The sequence below is a fragment of the Olivibacter sp. LS-1 genome, from assembly GCF_008245145.1.
Lineage (GTDB): Bacteria > Bacteroidota > Bacteroidia > Sphingobacteriales > Sphingobacteriaceae > Olivibacter > Olivibacter oleidegradans.
Genome location: NZ_CP041643.1, coordinates 5,640,465 through 5,661,489, shown reverse-complemented (window position 1 = coordinate 5,661,489; position 21,025 = coordinate 5,640,465). Strand labels below are relative to the sequence as shown.

Genomic DNA, 21,025 nt, shown 5'->3' with positions numbered 1-21,025 from the left:
TCTTATCTTTACCACCTTTATTGGAGATGCATGCACGTTATGCTAAAAAATACATCGCTGCTAGTTGCGGTTATGCTTCTTGTGACAAATGTAGGAAGATCTCAGGACTGGGAGTTTGGGCTTAGTGGGGGCATGTCAGGTTATATGGGAGAATTGAATCCTACTAATCCGCTTAAGTTAAATGACTGGACGCTTGGTTTACTCGTGAGAAAAAACCTAAGCAGAAATTGGGCAGTGCGGTTTAATTTTCTTCGCGCCAATACACAGGGTGATGGAGCTTCCAATTCCAACGAATTTGTAAGACAGCAGCAACTGTATTTTAAATCACCAATATATGAGGCATCGCTAGTAGGTGAGTTTAATTTTTTTAAATTTGAACCGTCATATGGTCGGGTTTCTTATACTCCTTATCTGTTTGCGGGTATTGGAGGTTTTCATTTTCAGCCAAAGAACTATAATTTTGACGGAGAATTAGTAAATCTACACGATTATCAAACGGAAGGTGTTGATTACAAAAGGTATGCGCTTAGTATTCCCTTTGGCGTAGGGTTTCGTTATAATCTGCGCGGGCCCTGGACAATTGGAGTGGAGTTGGGATATCGCATAGCATTTACCGATTACATAGATGATATAAGTGGAGATTACATAAATGGATTTGATTGGGTGCCGGGAAGAAACAGGTTGGGGGATGAAGAGCTCAATCAACGGCTGTATTTTATTGATCCATCGCAGCAAATGCTCGTGGGAACGCAGCGAGGTGATGGCCGACAAAAAGACACGTATATGTTAGCCACCTTTACGGTAACATATGCGATATTTAGGGCAGGATGTCCTGTTTATATAAAGAAGAATTAGCTTACGATGACTAATGTTGAACTGATAGATCGCAGTAAGTTGCCGCGACATATAGCCATCATTATGGATGGAAATGGACGCTGGGCAAAAGAACGCGGTAAGTTGAGAGTGTTTGGCCATAAACGTGGTGTGGACTCGGTGCGAGATGTTTTAGAAGGTGCTGTGGAAATCGGTGTGCCTTATTTAACCCTATATACATTTTCTGCTGAAAACTGGAACCGCCCGAAATTGGAGGTGGCCGCCCTTATGGAGTTGTTAGTGTCTTCAATTGGTAAAGAAACAAAACGATTGATGGCAAATGGCGTGAAGCTAAACGCGATCGGAAATCTCGATCTGTTGCCTGCTAAAGCGTTAGCGCACTTGAAACAGTGTATGGAAGAAACGGCGTCCAATACCAAATGTACGTTGACGCTGGCCTTGAGCTACAGTTCCCGCTGGGAGATTGCAGACGCAGCAAAAAAAATAGCACAGTCTGTTCAACAGGGTTTATTGAAAGCTGACGATATCGACGAAGCCCTGTTTGCTCAGCATCTTAATTCTTATCCTCTACCTGATCCCGAACTTATGATCCGCACAAGCGGAGAACAGCGCATCAGTAATTACTTACTATGGCAATTAGCTTACGCTGAATTGTATTTTACCAGTAAATTATGGCCGGATTTTAGAAGGGATGACCTGTATGCCGCTATTGTTGAGTTTCAAAATCGAGAGCGCAGATTCGGCTTAACCAGCGAACAATTAAAATAAGTATTTTAACTTTATATATATCAAAATATCAAAAGCTAACGTTCAAAATTTGAAAAAAAATAGTTTAACAAAAATTAACAACTGTTTATTTTACTTTAGCGGCGATAAATAAATTCAATGAAGCGACTTTTTCTTTTAATAGGTTTTTGTTTGATAGGAGCGCAAATTGCTTCAGCACAACTTCGAGTAGGTAATTCGTCTAGGCAAACGGGTGGGTCTGGCTACCTGAATCCAAAGGATTATATTATTGGAGGTGTTACAATAAGTGGTACTAAGTTTTTAGATAACGATGTATTATTGACGATTTCGAAACTTTCTGTCGGTGATCGTATTGAAGTACCCGGAGAAGCAACTTCCAACGCAATCAAGAACCTATGGTCGCAAGGGCTTTTTGATAATATTGAACTTACCATAGACCAGGTTCGGGGTGATACAGTATTTTTTAATATTGACGTGGTAGAACGACCGCGTTTAACGCGTATCGACCTGGATGGTTTGAGTAAAAGTCAAACAGAGGAGGTTAGAAAGCGACTAAACGAAAATACGGGGAAAATCATTAACGAAAACTTACTGAATACCACCCGAAATACGATTAAACGTTACCTTAGGGAAAAGGGCTATTTATATCCTGATATTAACATTTCGCAAGTAAAAGATACAACAGAAGCAAATAACCAAATTCTAAAAGTCGCAGTTAAGAAAAATAAAAAAGTAAAAGCGAAAGAAATTAACTTCACCGGTAATAAAGAATTTTCCGATGCGAAAATGCATAAATACCTGAAAAAAGTGAAGCAAAAGAGGTGGTGGCGGTTTTGGGGCCCCGGTAAATTTAACTATGAAAAATATGCTGAGGGTAAAGAGGCGCTTATTTCGAAGATGCGCAGTAAAGGTTATCGCGATGCAACCATTGTTCGGGATTCTGTTACCCAGTTGAATCGAAAAAATGTTCGCATTGACATTGATGTGTATGAAGGGCCAAAGTATTACTTTGGTGACATAACCTGGTCGGGTAACGCAAAATATACCGACGAAACACTTAGCAAGATCTTGGGGATAGAAAAGGGAGAGGTATTCAGTGAAGAGAAATTGAATACCAAATTGTTAGGCCCATCCAAAACAGGAGCCGATGTTTCTGCCTATTATATGGATGATGGTTATTTGACCTTCCAGGTAGATCCTGTGCAGACAAAAATCTATGGGGATACCATTGATTTGGAAATGCGTATGTATGAAGGACCACAGTATGATGTCAATCGGATTGTGCTAAAAGGAAACGACGTGACAAACGATAAAGTGGTTCGGCGTCAATTACAAACGAAACCGGGACAAAAATTCTCCAAGACGAATATCATGCGGGATATCCGTGAAATTGCCACCTTAGGTAATTTTGACGAATCCAAGACTTCACCGGTGCCGAAGCCAAACCCAGCCGATGGAACGGTCGATATTGAATATACGGTGGCTGAAAAACCTTCCGATCAAGTGGAATTGTCTGGAGGTTTCGGAGCGGGACGTATTATCGGTACCTTAGGTTTAACGTTCAATAACTTCTCTACCAAAAATCTATTTAATAAAAAAGCTTGGAAACCGCTTCCTCGTGGAGACGGGCAAAAGCTAAGCTTGAGAGGCCAAACGAGTGGTAAATCGTATCAATCCTATAGTTTCTCTTTTTCTGAACCTTGGCTAGGGGGGAAGAAACCGATTTATTTTGGTATAAGTGCCTTTACTTCTATGTCGGCCTATGGCGGTTACGATTATTATACCGGCCGCGAGAACGTTACGGAGAGTACCCCCAAAATCCGGATGAACGGTGTAACGGTTAGCTTAGGTAAGCGTTTAAAATGGCCCGACTATTATTTTCAGGTAAACTATTCGTTAAACTTACAACAATATAAGTTGCGTAATTACGATGCTTACTTCCTGTTTAGAAATGGTACATCTTATAATATTAACTTAACGCAAGAGATAAGCCGGAACTCGCTGAGCGATCCGATTTTCCCTACCTCCGGATCGAATTTGCGCTTCACGGTACAAGCAACGCCTCCTTATTCTTTGTTTAATAACATCAATTACCCTACGGCACCGGATCATATCCGTTATCGTTGGGTAGAATATCACAAATGGAAATTTGATTCGCAGTGGTTTCAAACGGTTGTGGGTAAACTGGTATTTAAAGCTCAAGCTCAATTTGGATTTATTGGCTCTTATAGTAAAGTTACCGGTACCTCGGCCTTTGAGCGCTTTAAGTTAGGGGGAGATGGTATGATGGGCTTCGACTTTCTACAAGGTTCTGAAGTAGTTGCCATGCGCGGTTATGCCAATGGTTACGTGATACCGGAAACGAAAACAAACAGCCAGGATATTCAAATTGCAAGAAACTCCGGTAGCCCGATTTATACACGTTATCAGATGGAGTTGCGTTACCCTGTCATGATGAATGAGCAGGCGAAGGTCTTCTTGCTTGGATTCGCTGACGCGGGTAATACCTGGGATGCCTTTAAAGATTTCAATCCGTTTAAGGTGCGTCGTTCGGTGGGTATAGGGGCGCGCATTTTCCTTCCAATATTTGGTTTATTAGGAATTGATTATGGACATGCCTTCGATCCTATACCGGGGGTTGATAGAAGCCAATGGCGCCAACCATTCACGTTCAGCATTATGCAACAGATGGGAGGGTTTAATTAATAATAGATATAAGACATAAGTGTCTGGACATAAGATAATAATATAGGGTAGCAGAAAAATAACCTGATGTTAGTTCTGATACCTGATGCTTTAGTCTTGATACTGATATCTTGATGCCAAAAGAATTGCTAAAAAATGTTAAATTTTATATCTAAAATATAGGAATGGTATTATATTTGGCATTCATTAAGAAAAGATGAGGTCTTTCATCCCGATTAGTCAGGTTAAACCTTGGCTGAAAAGTCGAGTCTGAAAGAACATAAAGAAATGATCATATGAACACTAAAAAAATATTCTTAACGTTAGCTTTTATATTTATTGCCGGCGCTTCTGCATTCGCTCAACGCTTTGCTTATGTAGATAGTGAATACATATTAAAGCACATTCCGGAATATGTTTCTGCGCAGAAGCAACTGGAAGATATGTCCGAAAAATGGCAAAAGGAAGTGGATGCTCGATACAGCAGCATAGAAAGAATGTATAAGGCTTATCAACAAGATCAGGTGATGTTGAGCGATGAGATGAGAAAGAAAAGAGAGGACGAGATTGTGCAGAAGGAACGTGAGACTAAAGAGTTTCAAAAGAAAATTTTTGGCTTTGAAGGTGATCTGTACAAGGAACGCCTTAAACTAATCAAGCCGATACAAGAGCGTGTTTCCAAAGCCATACAAGCGGTTGCCGAAAGCCAAAATCTAGACGTGGTACTCGATAAAGGAAGTGAAGTGACATTCTTGTACTCTAATCCGAGGTTGGATAAAAGCAATGATGTAATCACTCGCTTGGGTTATAAACCGGAGGCACTTGCAAAATAGAGAATACTTGCTTAAAATTGCACCAATTTTCAAATCCGTAGCTGAGCTTTTGCCTACTACGGATTGTGTTGTGTAAAATGTAATTAACTTAAACAAAAATTATAGACGGCTCTGTTGAGTCAACAAAATTAAAATTGCGAATGAAACATTTATTTAAGTCGGTTTTAGTAGCTGCAGGATTATTTTTAACAGTTGGCGCTGTGAGTGCACAACAAAAAATTGGACACGTGAATTCACAGGAGATTTTGCTTCTAATGCCGGAGTACAAAACAGCCAATCAAACATTGGAAACTTTTGTAGGTACTAAACGTACTGAGATTCAACAAATGGATGCTGAGCGTCAAAAAAAGATCACAGCATTTATGGACAAGCAAAAAACCAGAAGCGAAGCTAATAAAGAAACAGTAGATAAAGAATTGCAAACCTTAAGTACAGAAATCCAGCAGATGGAAGGACGTATGGGAGAGGTGCAGCAGAAGGCAGAACAGGAAGTAGGTGCGAAAAGAGAAGAGGTGTTCCAACCGGTTTTTGAAAAAGCAGAAAAGGCTATTCAAGCGGTGGCAAAGGAAAAAGGTTATGCCTATATTTTAGATATTGCACAACAATCTGTTTTATATTTTGAGGGAGGAGATGATATTAGTGCTGCAGTAAAAACGAAGTTAGGAATCGATCCAAATGCGAAACCTGTAGCACCGGCAGCCACGACGCCTACTACTACCACTCCAGCAACAAAATAAGTGATCTAAAGGTAAGGAAAACCGTTTCTATTTATAGGAACGGTTTTTTTGTTTTATGAGGAGGGTGAGAAGAGAGGAGTAGGGTGTAAGGAGTAGGGTGTAAGGAGTAGGGTATAAGGTATAGGGTATAAGGTGTAAGGTATAGGGTATAAGGTTTAAGGTATAGGGTGTAAGGTTTAAGGTTTAAGGTGTAAGTAGTGAGGTATAAGGTGTGATTAGATGCTGGGCCTCAGAAGCTAAATTCTTGAAATCCCTATTATTTAAAAACATTCTAAATAGCTGTGTTTGACAAAGTTTTGACACTGTAACAAGCGTATAGATGTACTTTTGTCGACAGTATAATATAGAGAGGGTAAAGAGACCTTGGAGCATCTTAAAGTAATAGCATTTACACACAAGCACGTTGACCTAAAAGATTTAGGCAATTTGGTTATTTGTAATGAAGAGCTTGAAAGCCGATTGATTAACGTCAAAAACAATTTTGACATCGAAGAGATTTTTTACGTAGGCACATGCAATCGGGTTGAATTCGTTTTTCATGGAAAACATACCTTAACAAGTGAGTTCGTGAAGAACTTTTTGCGTGGATTGAATTTTTGTGTGCCTGATGAACAATTTGATCAATTTCTTAATCAGGTGACTACTTATGAAGGACTGGATGCTTTACATCATTTATTTAGGATGTCCTGTTCTTTGGAGAGTTTAGTTGTCGGAGAAAAGGAAATATTAGCGCAGGTTCGACGAGCTTATGAAAGATGTCGTAAAGGGGGATTAACGGGTGATTTTATGCGCTTAATGATGAACAGTTTGGTGAAGACGGCTAAGGAGGTTTATACGCATACCATGATCTCCCGTAATCCGGTGTCCGTTGTATCATTAGCCTATCGTAAATTAAGAGATCTCAAGTTCACTGATAATCCCCGTATCTTATTAGTAGGCGCAGGTGAAACCAACCAAAATATCTCAAAATACCTACAAAAACATAAATTTTCAAACTTCGTAGTATTCAACCGTACAATGGATAAAGCGGAACGTTTAGCGAAAGAGTTAAATGGCCGAGCCTTTCCATTAAGCGAGTTAAGGCACTATAAGGAAGGATTTGATATACTGATTACCTGTACAGGTTCTACAGAACCCGTTATTACATCGTCTATTTATGCCAGTTTGCTAAATGGGGAGACATCCAAGAAGATAGTCGTTGATTTGGCAATCCCGAACGATGTTTCGGAGGAGGTACTTGCTGAAAACGCAATACACTACATAGAAGTTAGCGGCTTGCAAGCAATTGCGAATAAGAATCTTCAGGAACGTTATAACGAACTTATCCACGCGGAAAGAATTATTGAAAGCAATGTTGCCGAGTTTTTACCTATTTTAAAACAACGAAAGGTAGAAATAGCCATGCGCCAGGTACCCGAAAGAGTGAAGGAAATAAAATCTTTTGCATTGAATACGGTATTTGCTAACGAGCTTAATTCCTTGGATGCCAGTTCCAGAGAGGTTTTGGAAAAGGTTATTAACTATATGGAGAAAAAATATATCAGCGGTCCGATGGTGCTTGCAAAGGAAATATTAATCGCAAAAAGCAAAGAGGCGGCAGAAAATTAGAGGGTAGGGTTTCTTTCTACACATTGCTTTTAGCTTATCACATTATTTTTTTTATTTTTATAGCAATTAAAGATGGTTATCTAACAATACACCATCTTTTTTGGCATTTAGTGAAGTGTTTTAGTTGAAGCATCGGACTCTAGCTGCGCTGAATGGATTCAATGAATAGATAGCGGACGAATAAAGGGAGTATTCCAAGGGCGGAATAAAAGTTGAGTTGGGTAATGAGGGTTAGAAAATGGATTATTTACAATTGCAACATATATTATAAAGGTGGACAGAACGCTTATTATTGGAACAAGAGGTAGCGATTTGGCTTTGTGGCAAGCTAACCATGTGAAAGATCGTTTAGCTACAATTGGCGTACAAGCAGAGCTTAAAGTTATTAAAACACAGGGAGATAATATACAGCATCTTCGTTTAGATAAATTAGAAGGCAAGGGTTTTTTTACGAAAGAATTGGAAGAAGAACTGCTTGCTGAAAAAATCGACATTGCCGTACATTCGCACAAAGATCTTCCTACTGCAAATCCACCCGGATTAAGAATTGCAGCGGTATCTGAAAGAGAAGATCCTTCAGAATTATTGATTATTCTGAAAGATTGCGTTGATCTTAAGAAAAGATTATCCGTTAAACATAACGCCATTGTTGGCACTTCCTCCAATCGGCGGAAAGCACAGTTGTTGGCTTTCAGACCGGATTTGGAAATCGAAGATTTACGAGGTAATGTAAATACTCGTTTACAAAAGTTGCGTGATGAAAAATATGATGCTATCATGTTGGCAAAAGCGGGTGTTGAACGTTTGAAATTAGATTTAAGCGAGTTTCATGTGGAAATCATACCTCCAACGGAAATTATTCCGGCTCCCGCTCAGGGAGTTTTAGCTATTCAAATTCGTGAATCCGATCATACATTGTATGAAGTTTTGCAAAAACTGCATCAAAAAGATGTGGCTGAAACTATAGGAGTAGAGCGTAAAGTCCTTAACCTTTTTGAAGGAGGATGTCATATGCCATTAGGTTGTTACTGTCGGAAAACTACAACCGGTTATGAAGTTTGGACTGCAAAAGCTAAAGACGGAGAAAGCTTTCCTACACGTTTATATCTTAAAGCGGAAAGTGCTGCTGGCTTGGCAGAAGAGATTGTAGAGAAATTTGATCCGGATAGGAAATTGCCAAGTTCCGTTTTTATCACCCGTGAACTTGCTGACACCTCTTTTCTGAAGCGGTCCTTGGAACAACATCATATAAAAGTTGAAGGGCGATCGCTCATTAAAATTTTTTCCATTATAAATACCTTGGATCCATATATACTCAAATATGTTCGATGGGTATTTTTTAGTAGTAAAAATGGAATCGAAAATTTTTTCAAGCTTAAACCGAGACTTAGTAAACATGTGCAATATGCCGTAGTTGGTCGGGGTTCCGAAGAAGCTTTAAGAAGCCATGGGATTATACCTGCGTTCACTGGAGAAGCCGAGGGGATTGAAATGGAAAAAGTGGGAGATGCCTTCGCCCAAGTAGCAGCAGGTTCTACAGTACTATTTCCTCGCGCAAAAGGCTCGCTGCAAACCATTCAAAGTCGGCTAACTGCCGATACGAAGGTTATTGATTTACCGGTTTATGAAACGCGTATTGATGAACAGGTAGAAGGCTCGGGAGCGGATGTCCTAATCTTTACTAGTCCAACCAATGTTGAAGCCTACTTTAAAGATAACTTGGTAGAGCCGGGGCAGAAAGTGATCAGTATCGGTAACTCTACAGGAAAAAAGCTCGAGGAGATAGGAGTTCAATACACATTGCCTTTCTCACCTGACGAGCTGGGGTTGGCAGAAGCAGTTTTTGCACTGAATTACAGTAAGGGAAAGCCGACGAAAAATGATTCATCAGGAACTGTCACCCCATTGCTATAATATGTTTTGCTACTTCAATCGCACATTTTCATGCTTATCTTTGTAACAAGAAAAATCTCAAAAGCTTCGTGTACGAGCACCTCCCTTTTTCTTTCGAAAATACCTGGTGTTTAGCTTGTAAAGCTACGAGATTTGTCTTGAGAGATTAAGATTAAAAAAAAGAAAATGATTTATCGACAACGTAGATTACGTAAAAATCCAATTGTGAGGGAGATGGTGGCAGAAACTCATCTGTCAAAGGATATGTTTATATATCCTTATTTTATCGTTCCAGGAAATCAAATAAAACATGCCTTGCCCTCCTTACCGGGTATACACCATTTTTCTATTGATAAACTGATAGAGGACGTAGCAATTGGATTGAAACTGGGCGTTAATAAAATCATGCTTTTTGGGGTTGGAGAAGAGAAGAGTGCGGATGCACACACGGCTTATGATCGCCATGGGCTGGTTCCTAAAGCCATCAGAGCACTTCGAGAAGCTTTTGGTGAAGATCTATATATTGTAACGGATGTCTGTGTATGTTCTTACACGACACACGGACACTGTGGGATTTTAGAACATGATTATGTTCAGAATGATGCCACCATCGACGTGTTAACAAAAATGTCACTTGCGCATGCGGAGGCCGGGGCGGATATGTTAGCTCCTTCCGATATGATGGACGGCAGAATTAGTGCAATCAGAAAGGCACTGGATGAAAATAACCAGGTAAACGTAGCGATTATGTCGCATGCAACAAAATTTGCTTCCTCTTATTATGGTCCATTCAGGGAAGCAGCAGATTGTGCTCCAAGCAAAGGAGATCGAAAGGCTTATCAGATGGATTTCAGAAATCCTAATGAGGCATTAAGAGAAGCCTTTTTAGATGAGCAAGAGGGCGCTGATGTGCTAATGATTAAACCGGCTTTAGCTTATCTGGATGTTATTAGTAGGATCAAGGATGAAACCACTTTGCCTTTGGCATGCTATAATGTTTCAGGCGAATTTGCAATGGTTAAAGCAGCTGCGCAAAACGGCTGGATAGACGAGCAAAAAATTGTAATGGAAACCATGTATGCTTTTGCTCGTGCGGGTGCTCGTATAATTACCACTTATCATATTAGAGATATGGTAGAGCAGCAGTGGATTTAATGGAATGTTGAGTAGTTAAATAGGGAAGTAGTTAAGTGGTTAAGAATGATGAATACCCCACTTAACGTTTTAACGACTCTACTACTTAACGTCTAGACAACTCAACTATTTAACGTTTCAACAAATAACGAACATGTTAGATTCCATAAAAAAAATGTTTTCGGGAAATGAGGAAGAGGTACGGGTGGCCGGGTCTAAAGCAGACATATCGCGCGAGAAGTCTGCAATTTTGTTTGAGAAAGCAAAAAAGTACTTTCCAGGTGGCGTAAATTCGCCTGTGCGGGCTTTTAAATCGGTATACGGCACCCCTTTATTCATTGAGAAAGGCAATGGATGTTTTTTGTGGGACGCTGATGGAAATCAGTTTATAGATTTCTGTTGCTCTTGGGGTCCGCTTATTCTTGGCCATAATCATCCCAAAATAAGGGAAGCCGTCATTTCTACACTCCAGCATGGGCTGAGTTTTGGAGCACCAACAGCCTTGGAAAATGAATTAGCAGAGTTAATTCTTAAAAATAATAAATATATCCAAAAGCTACGATTTGTCAGTTCCGGTACAGAGGCTGTTATGTCGGCCATCCGTTTGGCTAGGGGCTATACCAAAAGGGATAAGATCATTAAATTTGAGGGCTGTTACCATGGGCATTCGGATTCTTTATTGGTAAAAGCTGGCTCTGGATTGGTAACTTTTGGTGAGACTTCCTCTTTAGGTGTGCCTAAAGCATTTGCCGATGAAACAGTGGTAATCGGCTTGAACGATAAAGAGGCTTTGGAACGTGCTTTTGCTGAATTTAAAGAAGAAATTGCAGCTGTTATTATTGAGGGAATCCCTGCAAATAACGGCTTATTGATGCAGAATAAAGAATATATCGAATTTCTGCGTAAGATAACAAGCGATCACGGGAGTTTACTTATTTTTGATGAAGTGATTACCGGTTTTCGTCTGGGATTTGAAGGCGCAGCGGCTTATTACGACGTGCATCCGGATATTATAACCTACGGAAAAATAATTGGGGGAGGGATGCCTGTTGGCGCTTATGGATCCTCGGAGGAAATTATGGGCTATATTTCACCGGACGGCGGCGTTTACCAGGCAGGCACCTTATCCGGCAATCCAGTTGCGATGGCTGCGGGGATTGCACAGCTAAGCGAACTGAATAAACCCGGATTTTATAAAGAATTAAATAAGAAGGCAGCTGAATTTTCAGCTTCCATACAACGATATGCAAGCGCAAAAAATTATAAGGTACGTGTGTTTAACGTAGGGTCTATATTTTGGATTGCCTTTACTGATAAAGATAATATCCAGGCCGCATCTGATATTGAAGCAGAAAGCATGGATAAATATAAGGTAATGCATCGGGAATTGCTGAATAGAGGTGTCTACCTCGGACCTTCGGGCTATGAGGTTGGTTTTGTTTCGGCTGCCCATTCGAAAATAGAACTAGAGAAAGCGAAAAGGGCTATATTTGAAAGCTTGGATGTGGTGTTTAAGTAGGTGTTAGGACTTAGGTATTAGCTTTTAGCTTATAAGCTTGAATTAGCTAACAACTAACAACTAACAACTAACAACTAATTAGGTATGCGAAAGCCATTGTTTTTATTTTATTTTCTTGTCTTCTATGCAATAGCGCAGATTGTATGGTGGGGAATGCTTTTAATGGAACTGGAGCCATTACGAAAAGGCATGGTGATAGGTGAGGGGTTTATTTTTATGACCATCTTTTTGGTGGGTGCTATTAAGCTGAAAAGAGCTTTCGTACACGAGCATAAAACACATAAACAACAACATAACTTTCTTCTTTCCGTTACACACGAGCTAAAGTCGCCCTTAGCTTCAATTAAATTGTATATACAAACCATATTAAAACGTGATCTGAATAAAGAGCAACGGGATCAATTCCTATCAAATTCTCTAAAAGATATTGAGCGTCTAGACGATTTAGTGGAAAATGTGCTGCTAGCAACTAAACTGGAAAGTGTAGGCAAAAGTATTCCAAAAGAGGAATTTGATTTTTCTGAGCTGACCGGACGAATAGCTGATCGATTGCAGGTACATTCCTGCACCTCCCAGATTATTAAAACGGATATTCAGCCAAACATTTTTTTTGTCGGTGATAAGCTGGCTATCACTTCAGTTGTCACCAATTTAATTGAGAATGCTATCAAATATTCGCCACCGTGTGCACATGTTAATGTGCGACTGTATAAACAAGATGGGCAGATACGGTTCTCAGTGGCTGATTTAGGAATAGGCATTAATGATGAGGAAAAAAAACGTATTTTTAATAAATTTTATCGTGTAGGGAGTGAAGATACCCGTAAAACTAAAGGTACGGGATTAGGGTTATACATTGTAAAATCAGTATTAGATAAACACAACGCCCAAATTAAAGTATTAAATAACACTCCTACAGGGAGCATTTTTGATGTAACATTTAATTGATTATGCAAGCAAAACAACGCATACTTCTCGTAGAAGATGAAGAGCACTTGCTCGAAGCCATCAAGTTGAATCTTGAATTGGAAGGATATAAAGTAACTACTGCTACAGATGGAAAAAAGGCACTTAAAAAGTTCAAGGAAGAACGATTTAATTTGATCATCCTTGATGTCATGATACCGGAAATTGATGGATTCCAAGTTGCTGAGACTATTCGACTGGAAAATACAGAAGTGCCCATTATGTTCCTCACGGCCAAGAATACAAGCGAAGATCGTATTACCGGTTTAAAAAAAGGTGCTGATGATTATCTAGTTAAACCTTTTAACCTGGAAGAACTTATCCTTCGAGTGGGCAATTTAGTGAGAAGAGGCATGAAAGGTGACGACCTGAAAGAGTTAAATTCTTATCAAATCGGCGACAAAACGATTTATTTCAACTCGTTCGAGTTACACCACGCCGACGGAACGATTACCGCTTTAACAAAAAAAGAAACGATGCTCCTTAAGTTATTAATCGAGCGAAGAAATGAAGCCGTGTCCCGCGAGCAGATTTTAGAAACCGTTTGGAATTACGATGTGTATCCTTCAACACGCACTATCGATAACTTTATTTTGACCTTCCGTAAGTATTTTGAGCCAGATCAGAAAAACCCGATCTATTTCCACTCGATCAGAGGTGTTGGTTATAAGTTTACCGATAACAAGACACATTAGCCTATGATGACTTCAAAAGCTCGACTAGGTGTTATCGTGCTTGCTTTATTGCTATTAGCCTATACGGTGTATGCAAAGACATACCAATTGACAGCCTTAATGGTTTGTTTGATCGGCTATACGATATGGAGTTACTATAGAGAAGGTACTGTACTCTTGGCTTCTGAGGCTTTTAAGAAGAAACAATATGATTTAGCGCGTAACCTTTTGGCCGATATCAAGAATCCTGATCATCTGCGGAAGAGGAGACGAAATTACTATGAATTTATCAGCGGTAGCTTGGATCTGCAATTACTTAATTATGATAGCGCGGAAAGACATTTCCAAATTGCCAGTAGATTGCCTTTTCGACGGAAAAGTGATAAGGCACTGATTTTTGTAAACCTGGCGAATATCAACTTAATGAAGAAAGACTATGATCGGGTGAAGACGTATCTGGAAAAGGTGAAGGAATTGGAAGTGAGTAGTCGAATTGCCCAGATTGTAAATAGAATAGAAAACGAAATACCAAAATAACGTGACCACAGCTATAAAAGATAGTTTATTTATCAGAGCTGCTTTTTCGCAGCCAACAGAACGCCCCCCGGTATGGATGATGCGGCAAGCGGGCAGATTTATGAAAGAATACTGGGATATAAAAAATAAATATTCTTTCTTGGAAATGTGTAAGACGCCTGAAATAGCGGCGGATGTAACCATGCTGCCTGTCGATTTGTTGGGAATTGATGCAGCTATTCTTTTTTCAGATATATTGGTAACGGCGGAAGCGATGGGCGGTGAATTGAGTTTTACGCAGGGAGTGGGGCCTAAATTTGCAAATCCGGTACGAAATGAAAGCGATATCGATGCCTTGCAAACCGACGTCGCGGATAAACTACAATATGTAGCTGATGCTATTCAGGTTATCCAACAACGACTTAATGGAGCAATTCCTTTAATAGGCTTTGCCGGGGCCCCTTTTACGGTTCTAAGTTATTTAATCGAGGGTGGATCATCCAAAGATTTTAAGCTTACTAAGCTTTTTTTGAACAACCAGCCGGAATTAGCCCACAAATTATTAAAGAAGATTGCTGATGTGACGGTTACTTATCTGAACATGCAGATAAAGGCCGGAGTGAATGCGTTGCAGCTATTTGACAGTTGGGCACTTGCATTATCATGGGATGATTATAGCGAATTTTCTCACCAATATAATGCTGGAATTATTGCGCAACTTGATCGAAAAGATATACCGGTTATTTCTTTCTGTAAGGGAAGTTCGGTGTTTGCACCACTTATGGCCGAGGCGAAACCGGATGTGATCTCGGTCGACTGGAACGCAGACTTGAAACAAATAAAAAACAATTTGCCGAAAGGAATAGCCGTACAGGGTAACTTAGATCCCTTTATCTTATATGCTGACAAAGCGGTAATAAAGAAAAAAATTTTACATCTCTTCGAACGTATGCGTGGTGAAGAAGGTTTTATCTTCAATTTAGGACATGGCATCATGCCGGATATTCCTTTTGATAACGTAAAGTATGCAATTGATGTAGTAAAGGAGTTTAGGTATTAAGTTTTTTGTTGTCTGTTGTTGGTTATTTGTTATTCGTCCTAGATTTGATATTCTGGTTTAATCATTATCATAAAAGACATACATTTCTAACAACTAATAACTAACAACTAATAACGGAAAAATGTATTTATACGCAAAGGCTGTACATATTATCTTTGTTGTCTGCTGGATGGCGGGCCTATTTTATATGGTCAGGCTATTTATTTACCATACAGAAGCAAAACAGCAGTCTGAAAATGAGTACCGCATTTTACATAAGCAGTTCGTTTTGATGGAACGCAAGTTGTGGTGGATTATCGCTACTCCATCTATGTATTTAACCATTATTGCTGCAGCGGTGATGATGCACCTGAATCCGGCTTGGTGGTCTCAACCGTGGATGCATGTCAAACTTACTTTTGTTTTAGGATTGATTGTCTATCATTTTATTTGCCAACGAATTATGTTTCAGCTGGCGGGAGAAACGAGCAAGTGGACCTCCATTAAACTTAGATTATGGAATGAATTAGCAACGGTTTTATTATTTGCTATCGTTTTTACGGTGGTGCTAAAAAGCGCTATAAACTGGATATATGGCGTGGTAGGTCTGGTACTATTTGCTGTCATGCTGATGATAGCTGTTAAGATCTACAAGAAGATACGGGAAAAGAGCAATTAGCCTATTGGCTAATTGCTGCTATTTTTCTTTCGAGCATGGCGTACTGGTTACCTAAGTATTTTTCCATATCCATCTGTTTGTATTTTTTGGAATTGTCTAGCATAGCATTCAAGAGGCCCATGCCTAAGCGAATATTACGTTCGTCTATAACATTTGGTTTATCTTTTGCGATTGCTAAATTATAATTGAGCTGCTCTATAATATAGTCGCCATTTCTTTTCATAAGCTCATTTGCTTTATTTTTTTCGTTTACTTCATATAAGGTATCCGATATAAAATAATAGTCAATCGCTTGATTCATACTTAAAACCTGTTTTGGAAGTACCTCTAGACACTTATTGACGACATCTTTGGCTTTTGCTTTTTGATCAACTTCCAGGAGCTCTCGAGATAAAATATTAAAATTGTTCGTGTATTGCGGAACGATGTTCCGGGTAAGGGGATCTAAGTAATTTAACTTATTCACATTCGCCCAGTTATATCGATGCATCAAGTTATGATACATAGCCCACCTATTGGTGTGCTGCGTATCGACCGGAGCCTTGGCAGTTGCTTTGGTGTTGGTTTTAGCTAAGTCTACCGGCATTAATCGGTATAACAGTCCTTCGTTTACGAGGTATTTGTCCAATCCCAGGGTTTCACTTGGTGGAATTTTGACAAAATAAATGGGACGCTTCCACGCATTATTTTTCAAAAGATCCAAAATTGCTAAGTCACCACGGGTGATATAGTTACGATTGAAATCCCATTCCATGCTATCGGTTATGAAGTCTTGCCAAGCTTTTGGTACCACCTTGTTTTTCATTACATCTTCCTTATTTACCATCAGCTTCATCTTCTTGGTAGGTAGAAAATTTTCTCCGGTGCGATCAGATTTGTCGTCGGGATGGTCCGACAACATAATGTCTAATAAATCTTTAATTTCCACCGGCTTGTCAATATGGTAATCCTCGTATACCAGATAGTCCCTTACACCTTTATCTACTTTTGCGGGTTCGATGTCTATAGGCAAGGGCGCTGAATTGTTGATCCTTTTGCGCATCTGCTTTAAATACCAATCAGAATTCAGATAGCCAATATTAACGATCCTGACATCCGGACGAATTCCTTCTACCTCTTGTGCATACCAAATAGGGAAGGTGTCGTTATCACCATAAGTAAATAAAATGGCATTTGGTTCACAAGATGCAAGATAATTGCGCGCATATAGATCTCTAGTTGTATACTTTTCCGATCGATCGTGATCATCCCAGCCCTGGTATAATAATAAAAACGGAACGGCGAGTAGACAGAGGAGCGTTGTTGAGAAAACCAACGATCGTTTCTTAGCTAGACTAGTCAATGCAATAACGCCAAGGCCAATCCAGATAGCGAAAGCGTAGAAAGCCCCTACATAAGCATAATCACGTTCGCGTGGTTGCAGAGGTGTGTCGTTTAAATAAAGAACGATTGCCAATCCAGTGAAAAAGAAAAGAAGCAATACGATACTCATATCTTTTCTATTATGCTGATAGTGCCACCCTAAACCAATTAAGCCCAGTAGTAGTGGAAGAAAATAAAAGTGATTGCGAGACGGATCTTGCTTAACAGATGACGGTAAATCATATTGGCCTCCTAAACGCATATGATCGATCGCTTTAATTCCGCTCAGCCAATTTCCATCCGTAAGATTGCCGAATTGTCCCGATTCGTCGTTTTGCCTTCCAACAAAATTCCACATAAAATAACGCCAGAACATAACGCCTGCTTGATAGCTTGTGAAAAACTGCAAATTGCTCCAAAACGTTGGACGTTCATTTTCTGCTAAACGAAGCCAATGTTTGTAAAAATCGCTATCCTTTTGGCTGTGCACGCGTGGGAATAATGTCGTGCGATCATAGGTATATTCTGATTTATGTCCTACAATGGTGTATTTCTCGGCGTCTTTTCTATAAATCGGTGCTCCGTTTTCTACGGCGATCGGGTTGGAATCAAAATACTGACCTACGATTAATGGGCTGCGAGGGTATTGATCACGCGTTACGTATTCTAGGAAGGAGAAAATGTTGTCGGGATGATTATTATTGAGCGAAGGATTGGCTGTCCCTCTAACAAATACCATAACGAAGGAGCTATATCCAAAGAGCACAAAGCAAAAACAAAGTAGTATCAAATTTAGTTGAGCCTTATTGTATTTAATGGAATAGCGAATGCCAAGAATGATTGCTGTAACCAATAATATAATAAAGGTGAAGATGCCACTTCCGAACCCAAGTCCTAAGGTGTTGACGAAGAAAACATCAAATTGTGCGACCGCTTTAATTAAATATTGTATGACACCCCATAAAATAGCGCCTAGTAGAAGAAAGCTAATACCGAGCTGTTTAATAATTCCTCTTGTCGTAATTTGCTTTGCGTTCTTGAAGTAAATTACCAGGGTAAGTACGGGAATAGTTAATAAGTTTAGTAAATGTACTCCGATGGATAGCCCAATAATATAGGCGATTAAGACAATCCACTTTGATGACCTTACTTCATGTGCGTGGTTTTCCCACTTCAAAATAAGCCAGAACAAAATCGCCGTGCATAAAGAAGACAAAGCATATACTTCGCTTTCCACCGCCGAAAACCAGAAGCTGTCTGAAAAAGCAAAGGCCAGAGAACCTACTATACCAGCTCCTAAAAGCTTGACTGTGATTAGCAGAGATAGTGAATGGTCTTCAGTAACAAGTATTTTTTTCGCCAATGAGGTAATAGTCCAGAACAAGAACAACACCGTAAGGCCGCTGCAAACAGCAGAACCTGTATTCATCCAGTAAGCCAGTGATGTTTTGTCGCCCAATGCAAGGTTGGAAAAAATATTTTGCAACATTAGGAAGAGGGGTGCTCCAGGCTGGTGTACAATCTCCAGTTTATAAGCAGCGGCGATAAATTCGCCACAATCCCAAAAACTAACGGTTGGCTCTTTAGTAAGAAAGTAGATGAAGGTCGCAATAAATGCGCATAGCCAACCAATAAGATCGTTCAACTTTTTGTAGGTCTTCTCCATAATAAGGCGTTTTGTTAGCTAAAATTAACGGAGAAAATGTTAAAAGTGTCGGGCGAAATGTTAAATATATGAATGTATACGTTTTTGTTACGATAACGTCTCTTTGATTCGTTGTGGAAGGCTGTTATAAACGAGTTCGTAACTATGGTCGATGAGTTCTGTAAGCTGCTTAAAGGAGAGCTCCCCGTTTGCTTGTACTGTGTTCCAGTGTTTTTTATTCATATGATAACCGGGAAGAACACTTGAGGGATACTGTTCTCGTAACTCAATAGCTCGTTCGGGATCACATTTTACGTTAAAAGATAATGGTTGTGCATCAAGGCCAGTCAAAAGAAAGACTTTTTCTCCGACTTTAAAAACTAGCGTGTTCGGACCAAAGGGGAATCCTTCCGTCACTCCTCTTTTGCTTAGGCAATATGTCCTTAGTTCTTCGATGTTCATTTTTTTAAGTAAAAATTCAAAATTCAAAATTCAAAATTCAAAATTCAAAAATTTAGGTTAACACCTAACACCTAACACCTAACACCTAATAACCAATAACTAATACAATATCGTAAACTTCATATCCAGCGGGTTGAAGAATTTGAGTAGATCGTTTATGAGCTCGTCACCGTATTTCACATAGAGTAATCCAAAATTCTCCACCCGCTCTTGAAGTCCACCATTTGGAAAAAATTTCTCCTTTATTTTGTCTATCTGTGATACAGCGTCTTCAAAGTTCAGTTTATCTGCTTTAACAAATTTCTTTTCGAGGTTATTGATTGCTTTACATAACCTGGTTTTTATAGCCTCTGCACTGGGACGTAAGGTAGGATCAATCTTAGTGGCTCTTTCTTTAATACGTTCAAATATAGCTTCCATCTCAAGCCACTCATCATTTAAATTAAGGCGATGTTTTGAATGTATACGTACATATTCTCTTTTTAACTCGTTTGCGTCGCGAAAGAGACTTTTAAATGTTAAATTGAGCCTAAAAATTTTATAGTCGAGATGCTCATTAGATACGATTGCAGAGTTACGAGGAAGTAGAATGGGAAAGTCCACCTTATAATGATCGAAATTACTCTTTAATTGCAACCAGTACACAATTTCTGCACCGCCGCCGATATAACAGAGATTAGGCAAAACAACTTCCTGATAGAGCGGCCGCATCACCACGTTTGGGCTGAAACGCTCAGGGTGGTTTTCAATTTCTTTTACTAATTCTTCCTTTGAGAAAAATAAATTATGGTGCAATACCTCAAAATCGCCTGATGTTGTTTGAACGATCCGTTCCCGGTACTCTTCCGTCAAGTAAAAAAAATTAATCTCTCGGGCATGAACTTGCGTTTCGAAACCAGCTTTCTCTAAGGCTTCCGTTGTACGTGTAATATTGTGGTAACTACGTTGTTCTAGAATATCTTCTTTGATATAGGGAGCGAAAAGCGTTTTTAAGTCGCGATGATCAGCATCCATTACAACCAGCCCGTGTTTTCCGAACAAACCGTTCACTAAATAGCGGGTAGCGTCAGCCAAGTTGGTATGTTGCAAGTACGCTTCTTCAACCAGCCTGGCTAGCTTATCTGAATTGTGACTTAAGCCAAGTAATTTTTGGTATTTCTTCACGGTACGTGCCATGGATAGTGTTTCCATTCGACCCGTGGCAGCCTGAGCAGGGATGTCCCATTTAATCAATTCGCCCTGCAATTGGGTGTGGTTAATCTCAGCGAAGTCGTGGTCTTCTGTCGCCATCCAATAAATAGGAACAAAATGGTAGTCAGGGAACTTTTCTTTTAATTGCTTGCACAACTTGATCGTACTGACAATTTTGAAGATAAAGTACAAAGGACCGGTGAAAATGTTTAGCTGATGTCCGGTGGTTATCGTAAAAGTGTTCGCTTCTTCCAGTAGGTTGATGTTGTTTTTAACTTCTAATGGAAGATTGTGGAAAGCGCTATATTGATCTCTGAGTGTATTTACCAATACCTTGCGGTTAGTCCGATTCGCTTTCTTCTGATTAATTTGCTTTTCAAAACCAGCAATATCCGGACTGTTGCCCAAGAAGGGTGTTAGTTTTTTATCTTGTGCTATATACGCTAAGAGCGTTTCGGAAAAACTATTGGTATCGCTGTAATTAATATAACTTGCTTTCAT

17 protein-coding genes are annotated in these 21,025 nt (G+C 39.6%); 14 read left to right on the top strand and 3 right to left on the bottom strand.

The window, feature by feature from the left end:
- The first annotated feature begins 39 nt into the window (after positions 1-39).
- From FKG96_RS23605 to FKG96_RS23540, 14 genes are all read left to right on the top strand, one after another.
- Positions 40-855, top strand: coding sequence for a DUF6089 family protein (locus FKG96_RS23605; protein ID WP_165446991.1), 816 nt, complete (start codon positions 40-42; stop codon positions 853-855).
- A 6-nt stretch (positions 856-861) separates the two neighbouring features.
- Positions 862-1,602, top strand: a complete 741-nt coding sequence (locus FKG96_RS23600) for an isoprenyl transferase (RefSeq protein WP_013668388.1) — start codon at positions 862-864, stop codon at positions 1,600-1,602.
- Positions 1,603-1,719: 117 nt separating this feature from the next.
- Positions 1,720-4,287 (top strand): outer membrane protein assembly factor BamA, encoded by a 2,568-nt coding sequence (bamA, locus tag FKG96_RS23595; RefSeq protein WP_130856469.1) that lies wholly within the window; start codon positions 1,720-1,722, stop codon positions 4,285-4,287.
- Positions 4,288-4,562: 275 nt separating this feature from the next.
- On the top strand, positions 4,563-5,099 hold the full coding sequence (locus FKG96_RS23590; protein ID WP_013668386.1) for an OmpH family outer membrane protein: 537 nt from the start codon (positions 4,563-4,565) through the stop codon (positions 5,097-5,099).
- A 140-nt stretch (positions 5,100-5,239) separates the two neighbouring features.
- Positions 5,240-5,836: an OmpH family outer membrane protein gene (locus FKG96_RS23585; RefSeq protein WP_013668385.1), complete on the top strand. Its 597-nt coding sequence runs from the start codon at positions 5,240-5,242 to the stop codon at positions 5,834-5,836.
- A 363-nt stretch (positions 5,837-6,199) separates the two neighbouring features.
- Positions 6,200-7,444, top strand: coding sequence for a glutamyl-tRNA reductase (hemA, locus tag FKG96_RS23580; protein ID WP_130856470.1), 1,245 nt, complete (start codon positions 6,200-6,202; stop codon positions 7,442-7,444).
- A 273-nt stretch (positions 7,445-7,717) separates the two neighbouring features.
- Positions 7,718-9,358, top strand: a complete 1,641-nt coding sequence (gene hemC / locus FKG96_RS23575) for a hydroxymethylbilane synthase (protein WP_013668383.1) — start codon at positions 7,718-7,720, stop codon at positions 9,356-9,358.
- A gap of 165 nt (positions 9,359-9,523) precedes the next feature.
- Positions 9,524-10,492 carry a porphobilinogen synthase gene (gene hemB / locus FKG96_RS23570; protein WP_130856471.1) on the top strand — a complete coding sequence of 323 codons (969 nt, stop codon included), beginning with the start codon at positions 9,524-9,526 and terminating at the stop codon, positions 10,490-10,492.
- 133 nt (positions 10,493-10,625) lie between these two features.
- Positions 10,626-11,990: a glutamate-1-semialdehyde 2,1-aminomutase gene (hemL, locus tag FKG96_RS23565; RefSeq protein WP_207303763.1), complete on the top strand. Its 1,365-nt coding sequence runs from the start codon at positions 10,626-10,628 to the stop codon at positions 11,988-11,990.
- 84 nt (positions 11,991-12,074) lie between these two features.
- Entirely contained in the window at positions 12,075-12,938 is an 864-nt protein-coding gene (locus FKG96_RS23560; protein WP_013668380.1) for a sensor histidine kinase KdpD, read from the top strand.
- Positions 12,939-12,940: 2 nt separating this feature from the next.
- Complete coding sequence (locus FKG96_RS23555; RefSeq protein WP_013668379.1) at positions 12,941-13,651, top strand: response regulator transcription factor; 711 nt, start codon at positions 12,941-12,943, stop codon at positions 13,649-13,651.
- A 3-nt stretch (positions 13,652-13,654) separates the two neighbouring features.
- On the top strand, positions 13,655-14,167 hold the full coding sequence (locus tag FKG96_RS23550) for a tol-pal system YbgF family protein (RefSeq protein WP_013668378.1): 513 nt from the start codon (positions 13,655-13,657) through the stop codon (positions 14,165-14,167).
- A gap of 13 nt (positions 14,168-14,180) precedes the next feature.
- A complete protein-coding gene (hemE, locus tag FKG96_RS23545) occupies positions 14,181-15,206 on the top strand; it encodes a uroporphyrinogen decarboxylase (protein WP_041388786.1) in 1,026 nt (341 codons plus the stop codon).
- A 121-nt stretch (positions 15,207-15,327) separates the two neighbouring features.
- Positions 15,328-15,864, top strand: a complete 537-nt coding sequence (locus FKG96_RS23540) for a CopD family protein (protein ID WP_130856472.1) — start codon at positions 15,328-15,330, stop codon at positions 15,862-15,864.
- Between the two features lies 1 nt (position 15,865).
- Here the strand turns inward: FKG96_RS23540 and FKG96_RS23535 are convergent, their stop codons facing one another.
- The 3 genes from FKG96_RS23535 to bshC form a co-directional block, all read right to left on the bottom strand.
- On the bottom strand, positions 15,866-18,892 hold the full coding sequence (locus FKG96_RS23535) for a protein O-mannosyl-transferase family (RefSeq protein WP_149106248.1): 3,027 nt from the start codon (positions 18,890-18,892) through the stop codon (positions 15,866-15,868).
- 87 nt (positions 18,893-18,979) lie between these two features.
- Positions 18,980-19,333, bottom strand: a complete 354-nt coding sequence (locus tag FKG96_RS23530) for an MmcQ/YjbR family DNA-binding protein (RefSeq protein ID WP_149106247.1) — start codon at positions 19,331-19,333, stop codon at positions 18,980-18,982.
- A 99-nt stretch (positions 19,334-19,432) separates the two neighbouring features.
- On the bottom strand, positions 19,433-21,025 hold the full coding sequence (bshC, locus tag FKG96_RS23525) for a bacillithiol biosynthesis cysteine-adding enzyme BshC (protein WP_130856475.1): 1,593 nt from the start codon (positions 21,023-21,025) through the stop codon (positions 19,433-19,435).

Coding starts and splice junctions, on each gene's coding strand:
- FKG96_RS23605 (WP_165446991.1), top strand. CDS start 40: ATGCTAAAAAATACATCGCTGCTAGTTGCGGTTATGCTTCTTGTGACA.
- FKG96_RS23600 (WP_013668388.1), top strand. CDS start 862: ATGACTAATGTTGAACTGATAGATCGCAGTAAGTTGCCGCGACATATA.
- bamA (WP_130856469.1), top strand. CDS start 1,720: ATGAAGCGACTTTTTCTTTTAATAGGTTTTTGTTTGATAGGAGCGCAA.
- FKG96_RS23590 (WP_013668386.1), top strand. CDS start 4,563: ATGAACACTAAAAAAATATTCTTAACGTTAGCTTTTATATTTATTGCC.
- FKG96_RS23585 (WP_013668385.1), top strand. CDS start 5,240: ATGAAACATTTATTTAAGTCGGTTTTAGTAGCTGCAGGATTATTTTTA.
- hemB (WP_130856471.1), top strand. CDS start 9,524: ATGATTTATCGACAACGTAGATTACGTAAAAATCCAATTGTGAGGGAG.
- hemL (WP_207303763.1), top strand. CDS start 10,626: ATGTTAGATTCCATAAAAAAAATGTTTTCGGGAAATGAGGAAGAGGTA.
- FKG96_RS23560 (WP_013668380.1), top strand. CDS start 12,075: ATGCGAAAGCCATTGTTTTTATTTTATTTTCTTGTCTTCTATGCAATA.
- FKG96_RS23555 (WP_013668379.1), top strand. CDS start 12,941: ATGCAAGCAAAACAACGCATACTTCTCGTAGAAGATGAAGAGCACTTG.
- FKG96_RS23550 (WP_013668378.1), top strand. CDS start 13,655: ATGATGACTTCAAAAGCTCGACTAGGTGTTATCGTGCTTGCTTTATTG.
- FKG96_RS23540 (WP_130856472.1), top strand. CDS start 15,328: ATGTATTTATACGCAAAGGCTGTACATATTATCTTTGTTGTCTGCTGG.
- FKG96_RS23535 (WP_149106248.1), bottom strand. CDS start 18,892: ATGGAGAAGACCTACAAAAAGTTGAACGATCTTATTGGTTGGCTATGC.
- FKG96_RS23530 (WP_149106247.1), bottom strand. CDS start 19,333: ATGAACATCGAAGAACTAAGGACATATTGCCTAAGCAAAAGAGGAGTG.
- bshC (WP_130856475.1), bottom strand. CDS start 21,025: ATGAAAGCAAGTTATATTAATTACAGCGATACCAATAGTTTTTCCGAA.